Origin of the sequence: Pseudomonas sp. NY15435 (assembly GCF_048068295.1) — a bacterium.
In the GTDB taxonomy this organism is placed as follows: domain Bacteria; phylum Pseudomonadota; class Gammaproteobacteria; order Pseudomonadales; family Pseudomonadaceae; genus Pseudomonas.
In genome coordinates this window covers 221493-243214 of record NZ_JBLUQA010000008.1, presented here as the reverse complement: position 1 = coordinate 243214, position 21722 = coordinate 221493, and the positions used below count along the sequence as shown (strand labels likewise).

Annotated in this window: 17 protein-coding genes; 12 read left to right on the top strand and 5 right to left on the bottom strand. The window is 62.0% G+C overall.

What is annotated here, in order from left to right:
• Positions 1–11: 11 nt before the first annotated feature.
• Together ACNFH5_RS20420 and ACNFH5_RS20415 are read right to left on the bottom strand one after the other, a co-directional pair.
• Positions 12–359 (bottom strand): hypothetical protein, encoded by a 348-nt coding sequence (locus tag ACNFH5_RS20420; RefSeq protein WP_416749036.1) that lies wholly within the window; start codon positions 357–359, stop codon positions 12–14.
• Positions 356–2083: an LTA synthase family protein gene (locus tag ACNFH5_RS20415; RefSeq protein ID WP_416749034.1), complete on the bottom strand. Its 1728-nt coding sequence runs from the start codon at positions 2081–2083 to the stop codon at positions 356–358. The genes ACNFH5_RS20420 and ACNFH5_RS20415 overlap by 4 nt, the downstream gene beginning before the upstream one ends.
• Before the next feature lie 240 nt (positions 2084–2323).
• Here ACNFH5_RS20415 and ACNFH5_RS20410 point away from each other — a divergent pair, with 240 nt between their 5' ends.
• The 7 genes from ACNFH5_RS20410 (at position 2324) to ACNFH5_RS20380 (ending at position 13136) form a co-directional block, all read left to right on the top strand.
• A complete protein-coding gene (locus ACNFH5_RS20410; protein ID WP_416749032.1) occupies positions 2324–4129 on the top strand; it encodes a sensor histidine kinase in 1806 nt (601 codons plus the stop codon).
• A complete protein-coding gene (gene dctD / locus ACNFH5_RS20405; protein ID WP_416749030.1) occupies positions 4126–5520 on the top strand; it encodes a two-component system response regulator DctD in 1395 nt (464 codons plus the stop codon). Before ACNFH5_RS20410 ends, dctD begins: the two co-directional genes overlap by 4 nt.
• Positions 5521–6106: 586 nt before the next feature.
• Complete coding sequence (arcD, locus tag ACNFH5_RS20400) at positions 6107–7558, top strand: arginine-ornithine antiporter (protein ID WP_416749028.1); 1452 nt, start codon at positions 6107–6109, stop codon at positions 7556–7558.
• A 16-nt stretch (positions 7559–7574) separates the two neighbouring features.
• Positions 7575–8831: an arginine deiminase gene (gene arcA / locus ACNFH5_RS20395; RefSeq protein ID WP_205338016.1), complete on the top strand. Its 1257-nt coding sequence runs from the start codon at positions 7575–7577 to the stop codon at positions 8829–8831.
• A 125-nt stretch (positions 8832–8956) separates the two neighbouring features.
• The gene (locus ACNFH5_RS20390) at positions 8957–9967 is read left to right on the top strand and encodes an ornithine carbamoyltransferase (protein ID WP_416749025.1); all 1011 of its coding nucleotides are present in this window, start codon (positions 8957–8959) and stop codon (positions 9965–9967) included.
• A 71-nt stretch (positions 9968–10038) separates the two neighbouring features.
• Positions 10039–10971, top strand: a complete 933-nt coding sequence (arcC, locus tag ACNFH5_RS20385; RefSeq protein WP_416749023.1) for a carbamate kinase — start codon at positions 10039–10041, stop codon at positions 10969–10971.
• A 266-nt stretch (positions 10972–11237) separates the two neighbouring features.
• A complete protein-coding gene (locus tag ACNFH5_RS20380) occupies positions 11238–13136 on the top strand; it encodes a beta-ketoacyl synthase (RefSeq protein WP_416749021.1) in 1899 nt (632 codons plus the stop codon).
• A 231-nt stretch (positions 13137–13367) separates the two neighbouring features.
• Here the strand turns inward: ACNFH5_RS20380 and ACNFH5_RS20375 are convergent, their stop codons facing one another.
• A complete protein-coding gene (locus ACNFH5_RS20375) occupies positions 13368–14192 on the bottom strand; it encodes an HDOD domain-containing protein (RefSeq protein WP_416749144.1) in 825 nt (274 codons plus the stop codon).
• A gap of 191 nt (positions 14193–14383) precedes the next feature.
• Between ACNFH5_RS20375 and ACNFH5_RS20370 the strand changes: the two genes are divergently transcribed.
• The gene (locus ACNFH5_RS20370) at positions 14384–14923 is read left to right on the top strand and encodes a type 1 glutamine amidotransferase domain-containing protein (protein ID WP_416749019.1); all 540 of its coding nucleotides are present in this window, start codon (positions 14384–14386) and stop codon (positions 14921–14923) included.
• Between the two features lie 81 nt (positions 14924–15004).
• Positions 15005–16201, top strand: a complete 1197-nt coding sequence (locus tag ACNFH5_RS20365; RefSeq protein ID WP_315808307.1) for a class I SAM-dependent rRNA methyltransferase — start codon at positions 15005–15007, stop codon at positions 16199–16201.
• Positions 16202–16337: 136 nt separating this feature from the next.
• Here ACNFH5_RS20365 and ACNFH5_RS20360 read toward each other — a convergent pair whose 3' ends face one another.
• Positions 16338–16652 carry a hypothetical protein gene (locus ACNFH5_RS20360; protein ID WP_416749017.1) on the bottom strand — a complete coding sequence of 105 codons (315 nt, stop codon included), beginning with the start codon at positions 16650–16652 and terminating at the stop codon, positions 16338–16340.
• Positions 16653–17026: 374 nt separating this feature from the next.
• On the opposite strand from ACNFH5_RS20360, the gene ilvD reads away from it, so the two are divergent.
• Positions 17027–18865, top strand: coding sequence for a dihydroxy-acid dehydratase (ilvD, locus tag ACNFH5_RS20355; protein WP_416749015.1), 1839 nt, complete (start codon positions 17027–17029; stop codon positions 18863–18865).
• 200 nt (positions 18866–19065) lie between these two features.
• Here ilvD and ACNFH5_RS20350 read toward each other — a convergent pair whose 3' ends face one another.
• Positions 19066–19530, bottom strand: a complete 465-nt coding sequence (locus ACNFH5_RS20350) for a pilin (protein ID WP_416749013.1) — start codon at positions 19528–19530, stop codon at positions 19066–19068.
• A gap of 268 nt (positions 19531–19798) precedes the next feature.
• On the opposite strand from ACNFH5_RS20350, the gene ACNFH5_RS20345 reads away from it, so the two are divergent.
• Together ACNFH5_RS20345 and ACNFH5_RS20340 are read left to right on the top strand one after the other, a co-directional pair.
• Entirely contained in the window at positions 19799–21190 is a 1392-nt protein-coding gene (locus ACNFH5_RS20345) for a nucleobase:cation symporter-2 family protein (protein ID WP_416749011.1), read from the top strand.
• Between the two features lie 49 nt (positions 21191–21239).
• The gene (locus ACNFH5_RS20340) at positions 21240–21707 is read left to right on the top strand and encodes a metallophosphoesterase family protein (RefSeq protein ID WP_416749009.1); all 468 of its coding nucleotides are present in this window, start codon (positions 21240–21242) and stop codon (positions 21705–21707) included.
• The last annotated feature ends 15 nt before the right edge of the window (positions 21708–21722 follow it).

Here is a 21722-nt window from a genome sequence, read left to right as displayed (position 1 = left end):
CTGCACCTAGATCATGTAGCGCAACTGGAAGCCTCAATCGTGCGGCGAGCCAAGACAACTCCCTTGTCATCTTTCAGGATAAAGGTCAGACCGTCCCCCACCCAGGGTTCCGTTTTCTGGCTTCCGACTGGGTCACCCTCTGCCCAGAGCCTTTCCTTTTTTCCAACTTCTTTCACATAAATACGGACAAACTTAGTTCCAGCCCCATCCACTTTCCATGTCACTACACTGCTTATTCTGTCCAAGCTACATCCGGGAAGCTTGTTTGGCTCTACGTCAAGAACGGCACTGGAGGAAAACGCAACATATACAGCCCCCGCAAAAAGAGCTGAAAGAAATACAGAAAGCACCGTTTTCACTTAGACATCTCCATATCCCCAACCACACCGGAAAGCTTTCCAGTCAATTGTAAGCGCGCGACCGACATAAAATCTGAAATAAGCGAATCTTGCGAATCCTGTTCATCAGACTCAAGAGACTGTCCAACTTTACGAGTCAGGCTGAAATAACGCCCCCCACGATAACCAGCAACTCTCAGAATGTTAGAACCTAAGACCCAGGACTGAGGAACGTGAATTTTCGGCGGGCCTTCCATATTACTGACAATCAACCAGGGAACTTGCTGCTGCGGAGCACTCTTTCCATTCTTGAAGCCTTTCTCCTCATAGATGTACTTGAAGCCAGGCAGGTGGTCACCATAGAACGCCAGAACATAAGGTCTCTTCCGCTTCTCCAGGAAGTCCAGAATCCGGCCCAGCTCAGCGTCTGCATTGTTGATGTGATACAGATAGTTCTTGTACTCAATCGCCGCAGCCTTGCTGAGTGCAGCTGGCGCAGCCAAGGCGTTCCACTTGCTCTGGTCGCGAACCGGACTCCTGCCGTATGGGCCATGCGCCTCAATACTGATAGCGAAAATAAATTTCGGCTGATCGGACGACGAGAGCCGCTCCATCATCAAGGTTGTCATTGCGTTGTCCGAGGCAAACCAGCCCTCCTGACCATCCTCAGCCGGGAAATCGTCTATAGTCAGGAAGCTATCGAATCCTGCTTGCTCAAAAGTTTTCTTCCGATTCCAGAAAGCCCCTTTATTTCCATGAATCGCGACTGTCTCATATCCTTTCCTCGCTAGTTCAGAGGCCATACTATGCAATGGCCCCATATCGACTTGCGTATAAGGAAACTGCACACGGGGGTACGCAAATAGAGGAATCCCCGTCAAGACCTCGAACTCCGTCCGCAATGTCCCACCACCAAAAGTCGGCACCAGCATTTCACCTCCGAAGCCCAGGCTTTTTGCTCGCCTGAAGTTAGGCAGAACATTGGCATCTACCTCGACTCCGTCCAGCACTGCCGGATCAAAGAACGATTCGCTTTGAATGACAACAATATCCGGCCGCTCATCGGCAGAATGGAGCGGTATTTCTTTTGCACAGGCAGGGTACTTATCAATAATTCTGCCAGCGGCACTTATATCTACCGACTCTTCAGTGCTAGATTGCTGTTTTATGCCATTATAGATCAATGTACTCATGAGTCCTGCATGAAGAGAGCTTTCCTCATCCACCCAGCCCAATTTCAGGCGTTGGTAATCATATATACTCTCGAAGGCCTGACTTCCCGATGTCATACCGTAGGTAGCCATCGTAGACGACAGCAGGATAAACAATCGAAGCTTCGGCCAAATCACAAAGAAGCGCCTTTCAACTACGAACACCACTCCCAATACAATCAACGGCACCACAGACAACGCCAAAATACGCGGGTCCAAGTAATTCCCCAACAAACTGACCACAGACCAGTCAATCTCTTTTAGGAACATTGCATCTTGGATGGATAAGGGCTTTTCCAGCAAGGCCAGCTTTTCTTTATTTACCGAATAGATGACAGCAGTCATCAACAGTGTCAACCCACTGGAAAATATTACTCTATTCGTCAGCGCCAGAAGCAGCAGAAAAAAGATAACAAACGGCAAACTATTAGCAAAAAAACCTGCACTGCCAATATAACTATTCAACTGCAAACCAAGGGAGTAGCGATCAAGCCACCATGAGACCACAGCAATAGTTACCAAGGACAAAAACAATACAACCCTCTTATTTCTAAACACTACGCCCCCGCACTTACAATTTCTTTGACTCAGACATTTTCACTCCGTAGGAGGTACAATTCCTCACAGGAACTGCCGCTTCAGGCGCATTAGGGCCCTTGTCCTACAGAAAACTCCTAAATCATAACATTACAATGATATTACATCCTGAGGCTTTCGCCTTAACCCGAAACATTTGCCCCTCCGTGATCGCTCACCACCGCCAGGCGTGAATCAATGAATCTGCCTCCCCTCTCTGCCCGCTGGCATTTGCGACTCCCACTGATTCTGCTGCTCCTGGCTCTTCTCTGGCCCCTCCACCACCTCGCCGAGCGCTACTACAGCGAGCAACTGGCCGAGCAGAACCAGCAAACCCTCGACCTCTACGTCGCCAACCTGCTAGGCACGCTACGCCGCTACGAGGACCTGCCACCTATTCTCGGCGAGCTGCCCACCCTGCGCGCCGCGCTGCAAGCGCCAGAGAGCCTAACAGCGCAGAACACCGCCAACCTCGAGCTGCAACGTATCCGCGGGCGCACCGGCGCCGATGTCATCTACCTGATCCAGGCGGACGGCATGACCCACGCCGCCTCCAACTGGGATCAGCCGGACAGCTTCGTCGGCCGCAACTTCGCCTTCCGCCCCTACTATAAGGAGGCGACGCAAGGCCGGCAGGGGCGGTTCTTCGGCCTGGGCACCACCTCCAAGCGGCGCGGTTACTACTTTGCCAGCGATGTGCGTGATGGCGGCAAACTGCTCGGCGTGCTGGTGGTGAAGGTCGATCTCGAGCACATGGAGCAGCTCTGGGGCAATACCCCGGAGCAATTGCTGGTGATGGACTCCAACGGCGTCGTCATCCTCTCTTCCAGCAACGCATGGCGTTTCCACACGGCCAAGGAGCTGTCGCCTGCCAAGCAGCGCGAAATTGCCGAGAACATTCCCTATCCCGTGCTGCACCCGGCTCCCCTGAAGATCGACCAGCGGCGCTGGATCAGCCAAAGCCGCCACCTGCCGGAGACCGGCTGGACGGTGAGCATCTATACCCCGCGCAGCCAGGTCGACGGGCCCGTACGCAGCGTCGTACTGATCGGGGCGGCTACCTTAGTCGCGCTCCTTCTTTTGCTGTCGCTACTGACGATCAGCCGCCGCCACTACCTGGAGCGAATTGCCCTCGAGGCGCAGGCCAAGCACGAACTGGAACTGCGTGTGCAAGAACGCACCCAGGAGTTGGAAGGCGCTAATACGCGGCTGCAGGAGGAAGTCAGCAACCGCGAGCAGGCGCAGCGCGAGCTCATGCACGCCCAGGATGAAGTGGTGCAAGCCGGCAAGCTGACCGCCCTGGGCACCATGTCCGCCAGCATCAGTCACGAACTCAACCAGCCGCTGGCGGCGATCCGCAGCTACGCTGACAACGCGCGTGTACTGCTCGACCACGAGCGCTACGACGATGCCCGCGGCAATCTGGTGCAGATCGGCGAACTGACCGGGCGCATGGCCTCGATCATCGGCCACCTGAAGGCCTATGCCCGCGGCGCCCGGCGCGCACCGGAAAACGTGGCACTGCAGCCGGCGATCAATGACGCTCTGGCTCTGGTCGCCCAACGCCGCCAGGCCATGAACGTGGAACTGCTGCGCGATCTGCCCGACGCCGCGATCTGGGTACAGGCCGGCGAGACGCGCCTGCGGCAGATTCTTTCCAATCTGATCTCCAACGCCCTCGATGCCCTGGCCGAAAAGGGCCTGCCGCGGCGCATCTGGCTCACTGCCGAGCAGACGCCCGAACGCATCATCCTGTCCCTGCGTGACAACGGCCCCGGTTTCTCCCAAGAGGCCCTGGCCCACGCCCGTGAGCCCTTCTTCACCACCAAGACCAGCGCGAAAGGCCTGGGGCTGGGCCTGGCCATATGCGACACCTTACTGCGCACGTTGGGCGGGCATCTTGAATTCGGCAACCACCCCGAGGGCGGCGCTCTCGTACAATTGCACCTGTTGCCGGGCATCCCCGGCGTGACACTGACGCCGCAAGAGGAAACCCGCGCATGAGTTCGGCCGAGCCGTTCGACACCACCACCCAGGTGCTGCTGATCGATGATGATCCGCACCTGCGCCAGGCGCTCTGCCAGACCCTCGACCTTGCTGGCTTCAAGGTGGTCGCGCTCGGCGATGCACGGCAGATCGACCCACAACAGGCCCGCGACTGGCCGGGAGTGATCGTCAGTGACATCCGCATGCCCGGCATCGATGGCCTGCAGTTGCTGGAACAACTGCACGCGCAGGACTCCGAACTACCGGTGATTCTGGTCACCGGCCACGGCGATGTTCCGCTCGCGGTGAAGGCCATGCGCTCGGGCGCCTACGACTTCCTCGAAAAGCCGTTCCCCAGCGATGCGCTGCTCGACAGCGTGCGCCGCGCGCTGGACGTTCGCCGACTGGTACTGGAAAACCGCAGCCTGCGTCTGGCGCTGACCGAGCAGAAAGAAGTCCGTGGCCGTCTGGTTGGACAGTCCGCGCCGATGCAGCGTCTGCAACAGCAGGTCGCGTCGCTCGCGGCGATCCAGGCGGACGTGCTGGTGCTGGGTGAAACCGGCTCCGGCAAGGAAGTGGTCGCCCGCGCCCTGCATGACCTGTCGAGCCGCCGTAACGGCCCCTTCGTCGCGATCAACGCCGGCGCACTGGCCGAGTCAGTGGTGGAGAGCGAGCTGTTCGGCCATGAGCAGGGCGCCTTCACCGGCGCGCAGAAACGCCGCATCGGCAAGTTCGAGTTCGCCAACGGCGGCACTCTGTTCCTCGATGAGATCGAGAGCATGAGCCTGGACGTGCAGGTGAAGCTGCTGCGCCTGTTGCAGGAACGCACTGTCGAACGCCTCGGCTCCAACCAGCTCATCCCACTGGACATTCGCATCATCGCGGCGACCAAGGAGGACCTGCGCCTGGCCTCCGATGAAGGCCGCTTCCGTGCCGACCTCTATTACCGCCTGAACGTCGCGAGTGTACGCATTCCACCACTGCGCGAGCGCGGTGATGACATTCTGCTGTTGTTCCGGCACTTCGCTGAGCGCGGCGCAGAGCGCCATGGCCTGACCGCCCGCCCACTGGACTCGGCGCAACGTGCACAATTATTGGCCCATGGCTGGCCGGGCAATGTCCGCGAACTGCAGAACGCGGCGGAACGCTACGCCCTCGGACTGGACCTGGGTCTGGATGAGCGCCACGGCCAGGCCATGAACATCGCTCCCGGCACCGGGCTGAATGAACAGGTGGAGTCCTTTGAGCGCAGTTTGATCGCTGCCGAGATGAGCCGGTCGCACAACTCCCTGCGCAGCCTGGCCGAAGCTCTGGGCCTGCCACGCAAGACCCTGCACGACAAACTGCGCAAGCACGGGCTGCTGTTCTCCGGAAGTGGCGGAAATTCCGCCGACGACGGCGACATCTGAGCAGAAATCCGCCGATGGATTTGACTGCGACCAAGGGCGAACAGCGCTACAAAGCGCTCTGACGTAGTCTTCAGCCCTGGCATACACCTTGCTCTGCGACACGGGTGCGATTGCCTTGTGCGTCGCATCTCGCGGCGTGCCCGTCACGTCGCGCCCGCCGGGCCACGAACCCGGCGGTGTCCTTCGGGCTTCTTGCCATCTCGTGCCTTCGATTCGACAGGCGCATCGCCGGGTGCAGTGATCCTGCCCCGGCCAATTCTCACCTTCCGCACCTTCGTTCAGGACTTTCCTACATAGCGGTCCTGTGCCTGCGTGCACCTGTGAATCAAGCGCAACGGCGCGCCCGCCGCGGGCCTGCAAAATCGACTGCCATTCTGCGGTCATGAAACCGCGCTCAAATCTTCACGAAATCCCCTCTAAATCGGGCGCTAATGCAAAACCTCTCCTATGGTTTATCCGGGGTGGGCAGAGCAGGAAGTACTGCCCAATACATTGGATAGCAAGCTATTGACCTGAATCAGGGGCGAGCCCCGGGGACAGGCGCCTAATAGCCCCACTCTCCAACTTCCTATAGGGAGATTCCTAAATGTCGCAAGAAAGCAGCCAAAAACTACGACTCGGCGCGCTGACAGCCCTGGTCGTAGGCTCCATGATCGGGGGGGGCATTTTCTCCCTTCCGCAAAACATGGCCGCCAGCGCAGACGTTGGCGCCATTCTCATCGGTTGGGCCATCACCGCGGTCGGCATGCTGACCCTGGCCTTCGTCTTCCAGACCCTGGCCAACCGCAAACCCCAACTTGACGGTGGTGTGTACGCCTACGCCAAGGCCGGTTTCGGTGACTACATGGGCTTCTCCTCGGCCTGGGGTTACTGGATCAGCGCCTGGCTGGGCAACGTCGGTTATTTCCTCCTGCTGTTCAGCACCCTGGGCTACTTCTTCCCGATCTTCGGCAAAGGTGACACCGTCGCGGCAATCGTCTGCGCGTCGATCCTCTTGTGGGCCCTGCACTTCCTGGTGCTGCGCGGTATCAAGGAAGCGGCGTTCATCAACACCATCACCACGGTGGCGAAGATCGTCCCGCTGTTCCTGTTCATCCTGATCTGCCTGTTCGCCTTCAAGCTGGACATCTTCACCGCCGACATCTGGGGCAAGAGCAATCCTGACCTGGGCAGCGTGATGAACCAGGTGCGCAACATGATGCTGGTCACCGTGTGGGTGTTCATCGGCATCGAGGGCGCGAGCATCTTCTCCTCCCGTGCGGAAAAACGTTCGGACGTCGGTAAGGCCACCGTGATCGGCTTCATCACCGTCCTGCTGCTGCTGGTACTGGTGAACGTGCTGTCCATGGGCGTGATGACCCAGCCGGAACTGGCCAAGCTGCAGAACCCGTCGATGGCACTGGTGCTGGAGCATGTGGTCGGCCACTGGGGCGCGGTCCTGATCAGCGTCGGCCTGCTCATCTCCCTGCTGGGCGCCCTGCTCTCCTGGGTCCTGCTGTGCGCCGAGATCATGTTCGCCGCCGCCAAGGACCACACCATGCCGGAGTTCCTCCGCAAGGAGAACGCCAACCAGGTGCCGGCCAACGCCCTCTGGCTGACCAACATCTGCGTGCAGGTCTTCCTGGTCATCGTGTTCTTCACCTCCGGCAGTGCCGACGGCGAAATGGACCCGTACACCAAGATGCTGCTGCTGGCGACCTCGATGATCCTCATCCCGTACTTCTGGTCCGCAGCCTACGGCCTGCTGCTGGCAGTCAAGGGCGAGACCTACGAGACCGACTCGGCTGACCGCACCAAAGACCTGATCATCGCCGGGATCTCGGTTCTCTACGCGGTGTGGCTGATCTATGCAGGTGGCCTGAAGTACCTGCTGCTGTCGGCGCTGCTGTACGCGCCCGGCGTCATCCTCTTCGCCAAAGCGAAACACGAAGTGGGTCAACCCATCTTCACCAATGTCGAGAAGCTCATCTTCGCAGTAGTCGTGATCGGTGCACTGATCGCGGCCTATGGCCTCTACGACGGCTTCCTCACTCTGTAACTCCTGGAGACATCTCATGAGCACGGAAAAAACCAAACTTGGCGTCCATTCTGAAGCTGGCAAACTACGCAAAGTGATGGTCTGCTCGCCTGGACTCGCCCATCAACGCCTGACCCCGAGCAACTGCGACGAGTTGCTGTTCGACGACGTTATCTGGGTGAATCAGGCGAAGCGCGACCACTTCGACTTCGTCACCAAGATGCGCGAGCGTGGCATCGACGTCCTCGAAATGCACAACCTGCTGACCGAGACCGTCCAGAACCCCGAAGCCCTCAAATGGATCCTCGATCGCAAGATCACCAATGACAGCGTTGGCGTGGGCCTGACCCAGGAACTGCGCGGCTGGCTCGAAAGCCTGGAGCCTCGCAAGCTGGCGGAGTTCCTCATTGGCGGCGTGGCTTCCGATGACATCCCGGAAAGCGAAGGCGCCAAGGCGCTGAAGATGTACCGCGACTACCTGGGCCACTCCAGCTTCCTGCTGCCGCCGCTGCCCAACACCCAGTTCACCCGTGACACCACCTGCTGGATCTACGGCGGTGTGACCCTGAACCCGATGTACTGGCCGGCGCGACGTCAGGAAACCCTGCTGACCACCGCGATCTACAAGTTCCACCCGGAATTCACCAACGCCGAATTCGAAGTCTGGTACGGCGATCCGGACAAGGATCACGGCATGTCCACCCTCGAAGGCGGCGACGTCATGCCCATCGGCAACGGTGTCGTGCTGATCGGTATGGGTGAGCGTTCCTCCCGCCAGGCCATCGGCCAGGTTGCCCAGGCGCTGTTCGCCAAAGGCGCTGCCGAGAAAGTCATCGTTGCCGGCCTGCCCAAGTCCCGCGCCGCGATGCACCTGGACACCGTCTTCACCTTCTGCGACCGCGACCTGGTCACCGTCTTCCCGGAAGTGGTGAAAGAGATCGTTGCCTTCACCCTGCGCCCGGACGAGAAGAGCCCCTACGGCATCAACGTCCAGCGCGAAGACAAGGACTTCATGACCGTCGTTGCCGAGAGCCTGGGCCTGAAGAAACTGCGCGTCGTCGAAACCGGCGGCAACAGCTTCGCCGCCGAGCGCGAGCAGTGGGACGACGGCAACAACGTGGTCTGCCTGGAGCCGGGCGTGGTAGTCGGTTATGACCGCAACACCTACACCAATACCCTGCTGCGCAAGGCTGGCGTGGAAGTCATCACCATCAGCGCCGGCGAACTGGGCCGGGGCCGTGGCGGCGGTCACTGCATGACCTGCCCGATCATCCGCGATCCGGTCGATTACTAAGAAACCAGCTACACCCAACAGAGCGCAACGTACTGAAGAGGCGGCCCTATAGCCAGGGCCGCCCGCCCCGCCAGCCACGAGCTGTACTGACGAGGCCAAGATTCCATCCCACAAGGAGAACGAACATGGCTTTCAATATGCACAACCGCAACCTGCTCAGCCTGATGCACCACAGCACTCGCGAGTTGCGCTATCTGCTCGACCTGTCCCGCGACCTGAAGCGCGCCAAGTACACCGGTACCGAGCAACAGCACCTGAAAGGCAACAACATTGCGCTGATCTTCGAGAAGACCTCGACCCGCACCCGTTGCGCCTTCGAAGTCGCCGCCTATGACCAGGGCGCCAATGTCACCTACATCGACCCGAACTCCTCGCAGATCGGCCACAAGGAGTCGATGAAGGACACCGCCCGCGTACTGGGCCGCATGTATGACGCCATCGAGTACCGTGGCTTCAAGCAGGAAATCGTCGAAGAACTGGCCAAATACGCTGGCGTACCAGTGTTCAACGGCCTCACCGACGAGTACCACCCGACCCAGATGCTGGCCGACGTGCTGACCATGCGTGAGCACAGCGACAAACCGCTGCACGACATCAGCTACGCCTACCTGGGCGACGCCCGCAACAACATGGGTAACTCCCTGCTGCTGATCGGCGCCAAGCTGGGCATGGACGTACGCATCGCCGCACCGAAGGAGCTGTGGCCGACCGACGAACACGTCGCCGCCTGCAAGAAATTCGCCGAGGAAAGCGGTGCCCGCCTGACCATCACCGAAGACCCGAAAGAAGCCGTCAAGGGCGTGGACTTCATCCACACCGATGTCTGGGTTTCCATGGGTGAACCGGTGGAAGCCTGGGGCGAACGCATCACTGAACTGCTGCCCTATCAGGTCAACATGGACATGATGAAAGCCGCCGGCAACCCGCGCGTGAAGTTCATGCACTGCCTGCCCGCCTTCCACAACAGCGAGACCAAGGTCGGCAAGGAAATCGCCGCCAAGTACCCGAACCTGAAGAACGGCATCGAAGTGACCGAAGACGTCTTCGAATCCCCGTACAACATTGCCTTCGAGCAAGCGGAAAACCGCATGCACACCATCAAGGCAATCCTCGTTTCGACCCTCGCCGACATGTAATGCCGGGCCGCCCCCGGGCCGCGCCAGAGAGCCGGTCCGGGGGCGTTTCCACTCTTTCGGAGGTACTGAATATGCGTATCGTCGTCGCATTGGGCGGTAATGCCCTGCTGCGTCGTGGCGAGCCCATGACTGCTGACAATCAACGCCTGAACGTTCGGATCGCCGCCGAGCAGATCGCCAAGGTCGCCCCCGGCAACGAACTGGTGATCGCCCACGGCAACGGGCCGCAAGTTGGCCTGCTCGCCCTGCAGGGTGCAGCCTATGAGAAAGTCGCCCCGTATCCGCTGGACGTCCTCGGCGCCGAAACCGAAGGCATGATCGGCTACATGATCGAACAGGAAATGGGCAACCTGCTGCCGTTCGAAGTACCGTTCGCCACCATCCTCACCCAGGTTGAAGTGGACGCCAAGGACCCGGCCTTCCAGAACCCGACCAAGCCGATCGGCCCTGTCTATTCGAAGGAAGAAGCCGAAGCCCTGGCCAAGGCGAAAGGCTGGAGCATCGCTCCGGACGGCGACAAGTTCCGTCGTGTAGTCGCCAGCCCGCGCCCGAAGCGCATCTTCGAGATTCGCCCGGTCAAGTGGCTGTTGGAGAAAGGCACCATCGTCATCTGCGCAGGTGGCGGCGGCATCCCGACCATGTACGACGAATCCGGCAAGAAACTCTCCGGCGTCGAAGCGGTGATCGACAAGGACCTGTGCTCCTCGCTGCTGGCCCAGGAACTGTCGGCTGACATCCTGATCATTGCCACTGACGTGGACGCGGCTTACATCGACTGGGGCAAACCCACCCAGAAAGCCATCGCCCAGGCTCACCCGGACGAACTGGAGCGCCTCGGCTTCGCCGCCGGCTCCATGGGGCCGAAAGTCATGGCCGCGATGGAATTTGCCCGCGCCACCGGCAAGGACGCGGTGATCGGCTCGCTGGAAAACATCGTCGCCATTACCCAGGGCAAATCCGGCACACGTGTCAGCACCAAGAAGACTGGCATCGAGTACCGCTAAGCCCCTGCTCAGCAAAGGCAACATCGAAACGGGAGCCCTCAAGGCTCCCGTTTTCGTTAGGAGACTCCTGCACGATCTGCCCGGAAACTCGTCGCCTTCTTCCGACAATTCCTGGCGCGAGCGTGACTCGGCGGTCATGATCCTCGTCAGCTAAAGCATTCCGAATCACTAGAAGCCACCGCCTGGCTTTGTGCCACCGGGCTGCCCCTCCATGGGCCACCGTCGTCCGGTGCGCAAGATGCACTTGCTGAAGGAGTTTCCGAGAGATGTCTCGACTACCGGTCATCGTTGGTTTTGGTGGATATAACGCGGCAGGCCGCAGTTCCTTCCACCATGGGTTCCGCCGCACCGTTCTCGAATCCATGGAGAGCGCCGCCCGCCAGGAAACCCTCGCCGGTCTCGCGGTGATGATGAAACTGGTCAAGGTCGTCGATGGCCAGTACCAGGACGCCGACAGCAACAGCCTCGACCTCGCCGCCATCGAGCAGCGCTTCGGGCAGCAGATTCGCCAGTCCACCCTGATCCGTCGCATCGAGCTGCAATACCTCGACGTCGACGCCGCGCACTGCCACAAGAGCCTGACCGTCAGCGCGGCCGGCGGCCCGGTCACCTTCACCACCCTGCGCAAGCAACTGCCCGAGCCACTGCCGGCCAACTGGTCGGTGGAAGAGCTCGAAGGCGGCGAAGTCCGCGTTACCCTGCACGACAGCTGCGAGTTCAAGGTCGACAGCTACCGCGCACTGCCAGTGAAGTCCGCCGGCCAGCTGCCCACCGGCTTCGAGCCGGGCGAGCTGTACAACTCACGCTTCCATCCGCGCGGCCTGCAGATGTCGGTGGTTGCCGCGACTGACGCGGTGCGCTCGACCGGCATCGACTGGAAGACCATCTGCAACGCCGTGCAGCCTGACGAAATTGCCGTGTTCTCCAGCAGCATCATGAGCCAGCTGGACGAGAACGGCTTCGGCGGCCTGCTGCAATCGCGCCTGCGTGGCCACCGCGTGTCGGCCAAGCAGCTGCCGCTGGGCTTCAACAGCATGCCCACCGACTTCATCAACGCCTACGTACTGGGCAGTGTCGGCATGACCGGCAGCGTCACCGGCGCCTGCGCCACCTTCCTGTACAACCTGCAGAAAGGCATCGACGTCATCACCACCGGCCAGGCCCGCGTGGCCATCGTCGGCAACGCCGAAGCGCCGATTACCTCCGAGATCATCGAGGGCTACGCCGCCATGGGCGCGCTGGCCACCGAAGAAGGCCTCCGCCTGATCGAAGGCCGCGACGACGTCGACTTCCGCCGCGCCAGCCGCCCGTTCGGCGACAACTGCGGCTTCTCCCTCGCCGAGTCCGCGCAGTACGTGGTGCTGATGGACGACGCCCTGGCCCTGGAGCTGGGCGCCGACATCCACGGTTCGGTGCCGGACGTATTCATCAACGCCGATGGCTTCAAGAAATCCATCTCCGCTCCCGGCCCGGGCAACTACCTGACCATGGCCAAAGCCGTGGCCGCCGCCGCGCAGATCGTTGGCGAGAACAGCGTGCGCCAGCACAGCTTCGTCCATGCACACGGCTCCAGCACCCCGGCCAACCGCGTCACCGAATCGGAAATCCTCGACCGCGTCGCTACCGCCTTCGGCATCGAAGGCTGGCCAGTCACCGCAGTGAAAGCCTTCGTCGGCCACTCTCTGGCCACCGCCAGCGCCGACCAGCTGATCTCCGCCCTGGGCACCTTCCGCTACGGCGTGATTCCCGGCATCAAGACCGTGGACACCTTCGCCGACGACGTCTTCAAGGACCACATCGCCCTGTCCAACAGCGACGTGCGCCGCGACGATCTGGAAGTGTGCTTCATCAACTCCAAGGGCTTCGGCGGCAACAACGCCACCGGCGTACTGCTGTCGCCGGCCATCACCGAGAAGATGCTGCGCAAGCGCCATGGCGACACTGCCTTCGCCGACTACCAGAGCCGCCGCGAAGCGACTCGTGCTGCCGCCCGGCAGTACGACGAAGCCGCCACCCAGGGCCGCTTCGAGATCATCTACAACTTCGGCAACGACATGATCGACGAGCAATCCATCGAGATCAGCGACCAGGGCATCCAGGTCCCCGGCTTCAGCCAGACCATTGCCTACAAGAAGGACGCGCGCTTCAGCGACATGCTCGACTGATCGCCGACGTTGAACGAAAAAGCCGGGCAGATGCCCGGCTTTTTCATATCTGAAGGCTAATTCGGCGCTCTGCCCACCTTGTAGGAGCGAGCTTGCTCGCGAACAGATTTCCCGGTGGCTACGGCGCTGAGCGGTTCGCGAGCAAGCTCGCTCCTACACGAAAGAAGGGAGCCTCACGCCGCGTAAGGCGGATTTATCCGCGATGACCAGTCACCGCTCCAGGGTCGCAGGTCAGTACGTCCCTTGCCCCACACCCAACTCGAGAATGCTCGCCTTGAGGTTCTCGAAGTCGTACTCGCTGAGCCCGACGTAATCCAGCACCAGCGCGCACACGCTCTCCCACTCGTGGTCCTCGTCCTGGTTGCCCAGCACGCGGTAGGAGCCGCAGATGTGTTCGGCCATCTTCAGGATCGCCAGCAGGTTCTTCAGCTGGGTATCGCGACAGTTGTCCTCGCTGAAGATCGACAGCGCGTTGTGATGGTTGGCGATGGCCTCGCAGACGTGCTCAGGCAGGCGCCAGGAGCGCGCGGTGAAGTAGCCGACCACTGCATGATTGGTGTTCAGCACGCGGTTCTCGGTGTCCACCACGCGACGCTCATCGCTCGCGCTGGCGTAGGCCTCCTCCAGCACCGACATGTAGTGCGGAAAGCGCTTGAGCATCAGCGGGATGCCGCAGTTGTGGAACAGCCCCAGCGCGTAGGCCTCGTCCACCGACTCGTAGCCAATGCGCTTGGCCAGGGTCAGGCAGCTCATGGCCACGTCCTGGGCGGTGTCCCAGAAGCGGTTGAGGGTGACGATGGTGTCGTCGGTCATCTCGCCCTTGATCGACTGGGCGTTGATCAGGTTGATCACCGAGCGGCTACCCAGCAGGTTCACCGCGCGCTGGATCGAGGTGATGCGGTTGGCCAGGCCGAAGAACGGCGAGTTCACCAGCTTCAGCAGTGCACCGGACAGCCCCGGGTCCTGGCTGATCAGCTTGGCGATCGCCTTCAGGTCCGGGTTGGGCATGAACTGCTCCATCTGCAGGTCAACCATGATCTGCGGCTGCGGCGGCACGCTGATGCCCTGCAGGGCCTGACGGATCTGTTCGGCGGAGAGTTCTTGGGACATGGGTGCGCTGATGAAAGTTGACAGGGTGCACAGTTTACCCAGAGCCGAGGCGTCTGGAAGGACTGCTTTTGATTGAACTTTCATCGGCGACTGTGTCGGAACCTTTACACCCAAACGGAAGAAATGGGAGACAAGCCATGAGCCAGACACTCAAAGGCAAGACCATTGCCATCCTGGTCACCGACGGTTTCGAGCAGGTGGAGCTGACCGGCCCCCGCGACGCCCTGAAAAAGGCCGGCGCCAAGGTGAAGATCCTCTCCGACAGCAAGGACAAGGTGCGCGGCTGGAACCACGACCAGCCCGCGGACAGCTTCAAGGTCGACGGCACCTTCGAAACCGCCCGTATCGACGAGTACGACGCCGTCCTGTTGCCGGGCGGGGTGATCAACGCCGACCAGATCCGCAACCTGCCCAAGGCCCAGGAAATCGTGCAGAAGGCCGCCCAGGCCGACAAACCCATCGCGGTGATCTGCCATGGCGCCTGGCTGCTGGTCTCCGCGGGGCTGGTGAAGGGCAAGACCCTGACCAGCTGGAACTCGCTCAAGGACGACATCAACAATGCCGGCGGCCACTGGGTCGACCGCCAGGTGGTCAAGGACGGGCATCTGATCAGCAGCCGCAAGCCCGACGATATCCCCGCCTTCAACAAGCAGCTGATCGAAACCCTGGCCGCCTGACCCGATCAAAAGCGCGTGCGCCGTGCTCCGGCGGCGCACGCCGCTGCGCTATAATCCCGCTCTTTTGCCGGAGCCTTCCCCATGACCCTGCCCAGCCTGCGTCTGAAAGCCAACGCCGAGCGCCGCCTGCGCGCCGGCCACCTGTGGGTCTACAGCAACGAGGTGGACGTCGCCGCCACCCCGCTGAACGGTTTCGGCGCCGGCGAGCAGGCCATCCTCGAAATGGCCAACGGCAAGCCGCTGGGCATCGTCGCGATGAGCCCGAACAACCTCATCTGCGCCCGTCTGATTTCCCGCGATACCAAGCACGTTCTCGACAAATCCCTGCTGGTTCATCGCCTGAACGTCGCCCTTAGCCTGCGCGACCGCCTGTTCGACAAGCCCTTCTATCGCCTGGTCTACGGTGACTCCGACCTGCTCCCGGGTCTGGTAGTGGACCGTTTCGGCGACGTGCTGGTGGTCCAGCTCGCCTCGGCGACCATGGAGAAGCACCGCGACGACGTGCTCGCCGCCCTCCTGCAAGTGCTCAAGCCCAGCGCCGTGCTGTGGAAAAACGACTCCAGCGCCCGTGACGCCGAAGGCCTGGAGCGCTACGTCGAGAACGCCTACGGCGAAGTCCCGGAATGGGTCGCCCTGGAAGAGAACGGCGTCAAGTTCGAGGCCCCTGTACTGGCCGGTCAGAAGACCGGCTGGTTCTACGACCACCGCATGAACCGCGCCCGCCTGCAGCCCTATGTGCAGGGCAAGCGTGTACTCGACCTGTTCAGCTACATCGGCGGCTGGGGCATCCAGGCCGCGGCCTTCGGCGCCAGCGAAGTGATGTGTGTCGATGCCTCCGGCTTTGCCCTTGATGGCGTGGAGCGCAACGCCACCCTCAACGGCCTGGCCGAGAAGGTCGCCTGCGTGGAAGGCGACGTGTTCGATGCCCTGCGCGAGCTGAAGGCCGCCGACGAGCGCTTCGATGTGATCGTTGCCGACCCGCCCGCCTTCATCAAACGCAAGAAGGACCTGAAGAACGGCGAGGCCGCCTACCGCCGCCTCAACGAACAAGCCATGCGCCTGCTGTCCAAGGACGGCGTGCTGGTCAGCGCGTCCTGCTCGATGCATCTGCCCGAGGACGACCTGCAGAACATCCTGCTCGGCAGCGCCCGCCACCTGGACCGCAACATCCAGCTGCTCGAGCGCGGCGGCCAGGGCCCGGACCACCCGGTCCACCTGGCGATCCCGGAAACCCGCTACATCAAGAGCCTGACCGTCCGCCTGCTGCCCAACGGCTGAGGCTGAGCGGCACGGAAAACGGGGCGCCTCCTGACGGAAGCACCCCGTTTTTCTTTTCTCGGCGCAGGGCGAATAAAGCGGAACGCCTTATCAGCCGGCTGCTACCAGCGGCCGGCGGGTTTGGCGGATAACGCCGTCACTTGATCGGCATCAGCGAATCCGCCTCGCTGATCACCGCCTTGCCGGTCTTGCGCTCGAACAGGCACAGCTCGCGGCCCGGTTTTCCCTTCAGGTGCTTCTGCGCATAAGTCCCACCAATCATCAGCGCCGTGTAGCCCACGCTGTCGTCGAACAGCACCGGCGCGCCCAGCACCTGCTTGTTCTGCAGATGACTCAGCGCCAGGCAGGCCGCGCGCTGCTGCTTGTCCTGCGCTTGCCAGGCCGCGTCGGACGAGGCCTGCACGCTACCGGCGAAGACCGCGGCCAGCAGCGCGATGGGGATGATTTTCATGGATTGCTCCTTCAACGAACGGGACCAAGATGCATCAATGGCCATTCTGACCACGCCAGCGCGGCGAAAGTCTATGGCCCGTGCCGACCGCCAGCCTTTCCCTGGCAGCAAGGGCCGGCGTAGAATCGGGCCCATTCCTGCCATTTATCCCCCGGCGGGCCTGTGAGCCCCGGCCGAGCAGGCGGTGACCCCGCCACGCCCCGTGCCGACCTCGCCCATGCAAGGCCATCTGCTGTTTGCATCCGGTGCGTACCGCGCTCACGATACGACTTAGAGTCTGCTCAAGGTCTCGCCGGCCAGCCCTACCCGCTGTACGCCGCCGCACAGAAGACCCGGATCGACTCCCACCGTGACCTGATGCGCAGGAACCTGTCATGCCCGATTACCGCTCGAAAACCTCCACCCATGGCCGCAACATGGCCGGCGCCCGTGCTCTGTGGCGCGCCACCGGGATGAAGGACGAAGACTTCAAGAAGCCGATCATCGCTATCGCCAACTCCTTCACCCAGTTCGTGCCCGGCCACGTGCACCTGAAGGACCTGGGCCAACTGGTCGCCCGCGAGATCGAAAAGCACGGCGGCGTGGCCAAGGAATTCAACACCATCGCCGTGGACGACGGCATCGCCATGGGTCATGACGGCATGCTCTATTCCCTGCCGTCGCGCGAGATCATCGCCGACTCCGTGGAATACATGGTCAACGCCCACTGCGCCGACGCCATCGTCTGCATCTCCAACTGCGACAAGATCACCCCCGGCATGCTGATGGCCGCCCTGCGCCTGAATATCCCGGTAGTGTTCGTCTCCGGCGGCCCGATGGAAGCCGGCAAGACCAAGCTGGCCAACCACGGCCTGGACCTGGTGGACGCCATGGTGGTCGCCGCCGATGACTCCTGCTCCGACGAAAAAGTCGCCGAGTACGAGCGCAGCGCCTGCCCGACCTGCGGTTCGTGCTCCGGCATGTTCACCGCCAACTCGATGAACTGTCTGACTGAAGCCCTGGGCCTGTCGCTGCCGGGCAACGGTTCGACCCTGGCCACCCACGCCGACCGCGAGCAGCTGTTCCTGCGCGCCGGCCGCCTGGCCGTCGAGCTGTGCCAGCGCTACTACGGCGAAGGCGACGAGTCCGTGCTGCCGCGCAATGTCGCCAGCTTCAAGGCGTTCGAGAACGCCATGACCCTGGACATCGCCATGGGCGGCTCGACCAACACCATCCTGCACCTGCTCGCCGCCGCCCAGGAAGCGGAGATCGCCTTCGACCTGCGCGACATCGATCGCCTGTCGCGCAAGGTACCGCAGCTGTGCAAGGTCGCGCCGAACATCCAGAAGTACCACATGGAAGACGTGCACCGTGCCGGTGGCATCTTCTCCATCCTCGGCGAACTGGCCCGTGGCGGCCTGCTGCACACCGACGTACCGACCGTGCACAGCCCGAGCATGGCCGACGCCATCGCCGAGTGGGACATCACCCAGACCCAGGACGAGAAGGTCCACACCTTCTTCAAGGCCGGCCCTGCCGGCATCCCCACGCAAGTGGCCTTCAGCCAGAGCACCCGTTGGGACACCCTGGACGATGACCGCGCCGAAGGCTGCATCCGCAGCGTCGAGCACGCCTACTCCCAGGAAGGCGGCCTCGCCGTGCTGTACGGCAACATCGCCCTCGATGGCTGCGTGGTGAAGACCGCTGGCGTGGACGAATCCATCCACGTCTTCGAAGGCCGCGCGAAGATCTTCGAAAGCCAGGACGGCGCCGTGAAGGGCATCCTCGCCGACGAAGTGAAGCCGGGCGACATCGTGATCATCCGCTACGAAGGCCCGAAAGGTGGCCCTGGCATGCAGGAAATGCTGTACCCGACCAGCTACCTGAAGTCCAAGGGCCTGGGCAAGGACTGCGCCCTGCTCACCGACGGCCGCTTCTCCGGCGGCACTTCGGGCCTGTCCATCGGCCACGCCTCGCCGGAAGCTGCCGCAGGCGGCGCCATCGGCCTGGTGCAGGACGGCGACAAGGTGCTGATCGACATCCCCAACCGCAGCATCAACCTGCTGGTGAGCGATGAAGAACTGGCCGCCCGCCGTGCCGAACAGGACAAGAAGGGCTGGAAGCCGGCTCAACCGCGCGCGCGCAAGGTGAGCACCGCACTGAAGGCCTACGCCCTGCTGGCCACCAGCGCCGACAAGGGCGCGGTGCGCGACAAGGCGCTGCTGGAAGGCTGAGCCTTGCAGCGGTAAGAAAAAGCCCGGCGAATGCCGGGCTTTTTTGTTTCGGTTGCTGTTTTTCGCTGTTCGTAGGAGCGAGCTTGCTCGCGAACCGGCCCAGCTCCCGTGCAGCCGGGAAATCCCTTCGCGAGCAAGCTCGCTCCTACAGGTTCATGCGACTCCTCTACCTGATGGCTGGTCGCGGATTTCGTTAAACCTTACGAGCCGGTTTTCGGCGTCTTCGGGCAGTCGCCATTTCCCGGCTTCATGCCACGGTCCGCGTTGCAGATCGAACCTTGCTCCTCCCAGGCAATGTTGCCAGTTGACTTGTCCTTCGTCGGCGCCAGCTTGATGGTCAATGCATTGCCGTCAACATCGGTAGCGCCGGTTTTCGCCTCAATGACGCCATCGGTCACCGAATAGCCTTCGGTCACGTTCGATGTATAGGTGAAGCTCTCAGGGATACCGAATGCCCCGGCAACACACTCCGATGACTTGGCTTCCGCCAGACAAAGGCTGACCGCCGTCTTCACGCCGGACAACTCGGTCTTGGCCGCCGCAGCCCGTGAACGCGAGGAGTAGTCCGAATACAGGGGAAGGGAAACCGAGGCCAGGATGCCGATGATCGCCACGACAATCATCAATTCGATCAGGGTAAAACCGCGCTGCACGTTCTTCATCATCAAGTCCTTCTGTGAATGGCATCCGGAGCCTCCAGTGGCGCCGGATGCAATGCAGTGAAGTCGCGGAAACGAGGCCCTACATTCAGACGCTTCCTCATAACCCTCTGAATTTCTGCCCTTTTTTACGAAAACCAGGCCTACAGCAAGCTCTGTCCTACAAGACAGGTTCCAACTTCCTCTCCGCCACTCATCCCTCCTTGCCTCATGGCACTGTGCGATCCCGCCGTGGGCCAGTAAAATCGCGCTCTTTTTTCCCGGACCGCCGCCCATGAGCTCCCTCGAGAACCCGTCCGCCGCCAAGGACCAGCCCGACCTGGTCTACGGCCTGGAAGACCGCCCCGCCCTGCCCATCGCCCTGCTGGCGGCGCTGCAGCATCTGCTGGCGATCATCGTGCCGATCGTCACCCCCGGCCTGCTGATCTGCCAGGCGCTGGGCGTGTCGCCGCGCGACACCAACCTCATCGTGTCGATGTCGCTGGTGATCTCCGGCATCGCCACCTTCGTCCAGTGCAAGCGCTTCGGGCCGTTCGGCGCGGGCCTGCTGATCGTCCAGGGCACCAGCTTCAACTTCGTCGGTCCGCTGATCGCTGGCGGTGCGCTGATGGTGAAGAACGGCACCCCGGTGGAAGCAGTGATGGCGGCCATCTTCGGCGTGGTCATGGCCGGCTCCTTCGTGGAGATGGGCGTGTCGCGCATCCTGCCCTTCGTGAAGCGCCTGATCACCCCGCTGGTTACCGGCATCGTGGTGCTGATGATCGGCCTGACCCTGATCAAGGTTGGCCTGATCAGCATGGGCGGCGGCTTCTCGGCCATGGCCAACGGCACCTTCGCCAACGGCGAGAACCTGATGCTGTCGGGCCTGGTGCTGGCGATCATCGTCATCCTCAACCGCATTCCGGTGGTATGGATGCGCAGCGGCGCCATCGTCATCGCCCTGGCCGTGGGCTATGCGCTGGCCGGCTACCTGGGCCGCCTGGACTTCACCGGCATGCACGAGGCGCCGGCCTTCCAGATCCCGGTGCCGCTGCATTTTGGTGTGGGCTTCTCCTGGAGCCTGTTCATCCCGATGCTGGTGATCTACCTGGTCACTTCGCTGGAAGCCATTGGTGACGTCACCGCCACCAGCAAGATCTCCAAGCAGCCGGTCGAAGGCCCGCTGTGGATGCAGCGCATCAAGGGTGGCGTGCTGGTGAACGGCGCCAACTCGCTGCTGGCCGGCCTGTTCAATACCTTCCCCAGCTCGGTGTTCGCGCAGAACAACGGGGTGATCCAGCTGACCGGCGTCGCCAGCCGCCACGTCGGCCTGTGGATCGCCGCGATGCTGATCGTGCTGGGCCTGTTCCCCAGCGTGGCCGGCGTGATCCAGGCCGTTCCCGAGCCGGTGCTCGGCGGCGCAGTGATGGTGATGTTCGGCGCGGTCGCCGCCTCGGGCATCAACATCCTCGCCGGCACCCACCTGGACCGCCGCGCGCTGCTGATCATCGCCGTCAGCCTGGCGCTGGGCCTGGGCATCTCGCAGGTGCCCGAGTTCCTCGCGCACATGCCCCACGCGATCCGCAACGTGCTGGAGTCCGGCGTTGCCACCGGCGGCATCTGCGCCCTGCTGCTGAACTGGTTCCTGCCTGAGTCCGAAGCCGCCAGGGCCTCGCACAACGGCTGATCTGCCACGACGCCACCTTCGGGTGGCGTCGTCGTTTATGCTCCCCTGCATGACCACTTCCCTGCGCATCGGCGTCATCGCCGACACCCACGGCTTGCTGCGCCCCGAAGCGCTGGCGGCATTGCAAGGCTGCGAACGCATCTTGCACCTGGGCGATATCGGCCCTGCCACGCTGCTGGATCAGCTGCGCGAACTCGCGCCGCTGGAGGTGGTGCGCGGCAACAACGACACTGACGACTGGGCTGGCGCGTTGCCCGAGACCTTGCTGCTGGAGCTGGGCGGGCTGCGGCTCTACCTGATCCACGATCTCAAGCAATTGGCCATCGATCCCGTCGCCGAAGGTATCGACGTGGTGGTCGCGGGGCATTCGCACAAGCCGCTGAGCGAGGTGCGCGATGGGGTGCTGTATCTGAATCCGGGCAGCGCGGGGCCACGGCGGTTCAAGTTGCCGATTGCGTTGGCGATCCTGACCGTGGTCGATGGGACGGCCGAGGTGGAGATGGTTTCGCTGGTCTAGGAGTATTCGCGAGCA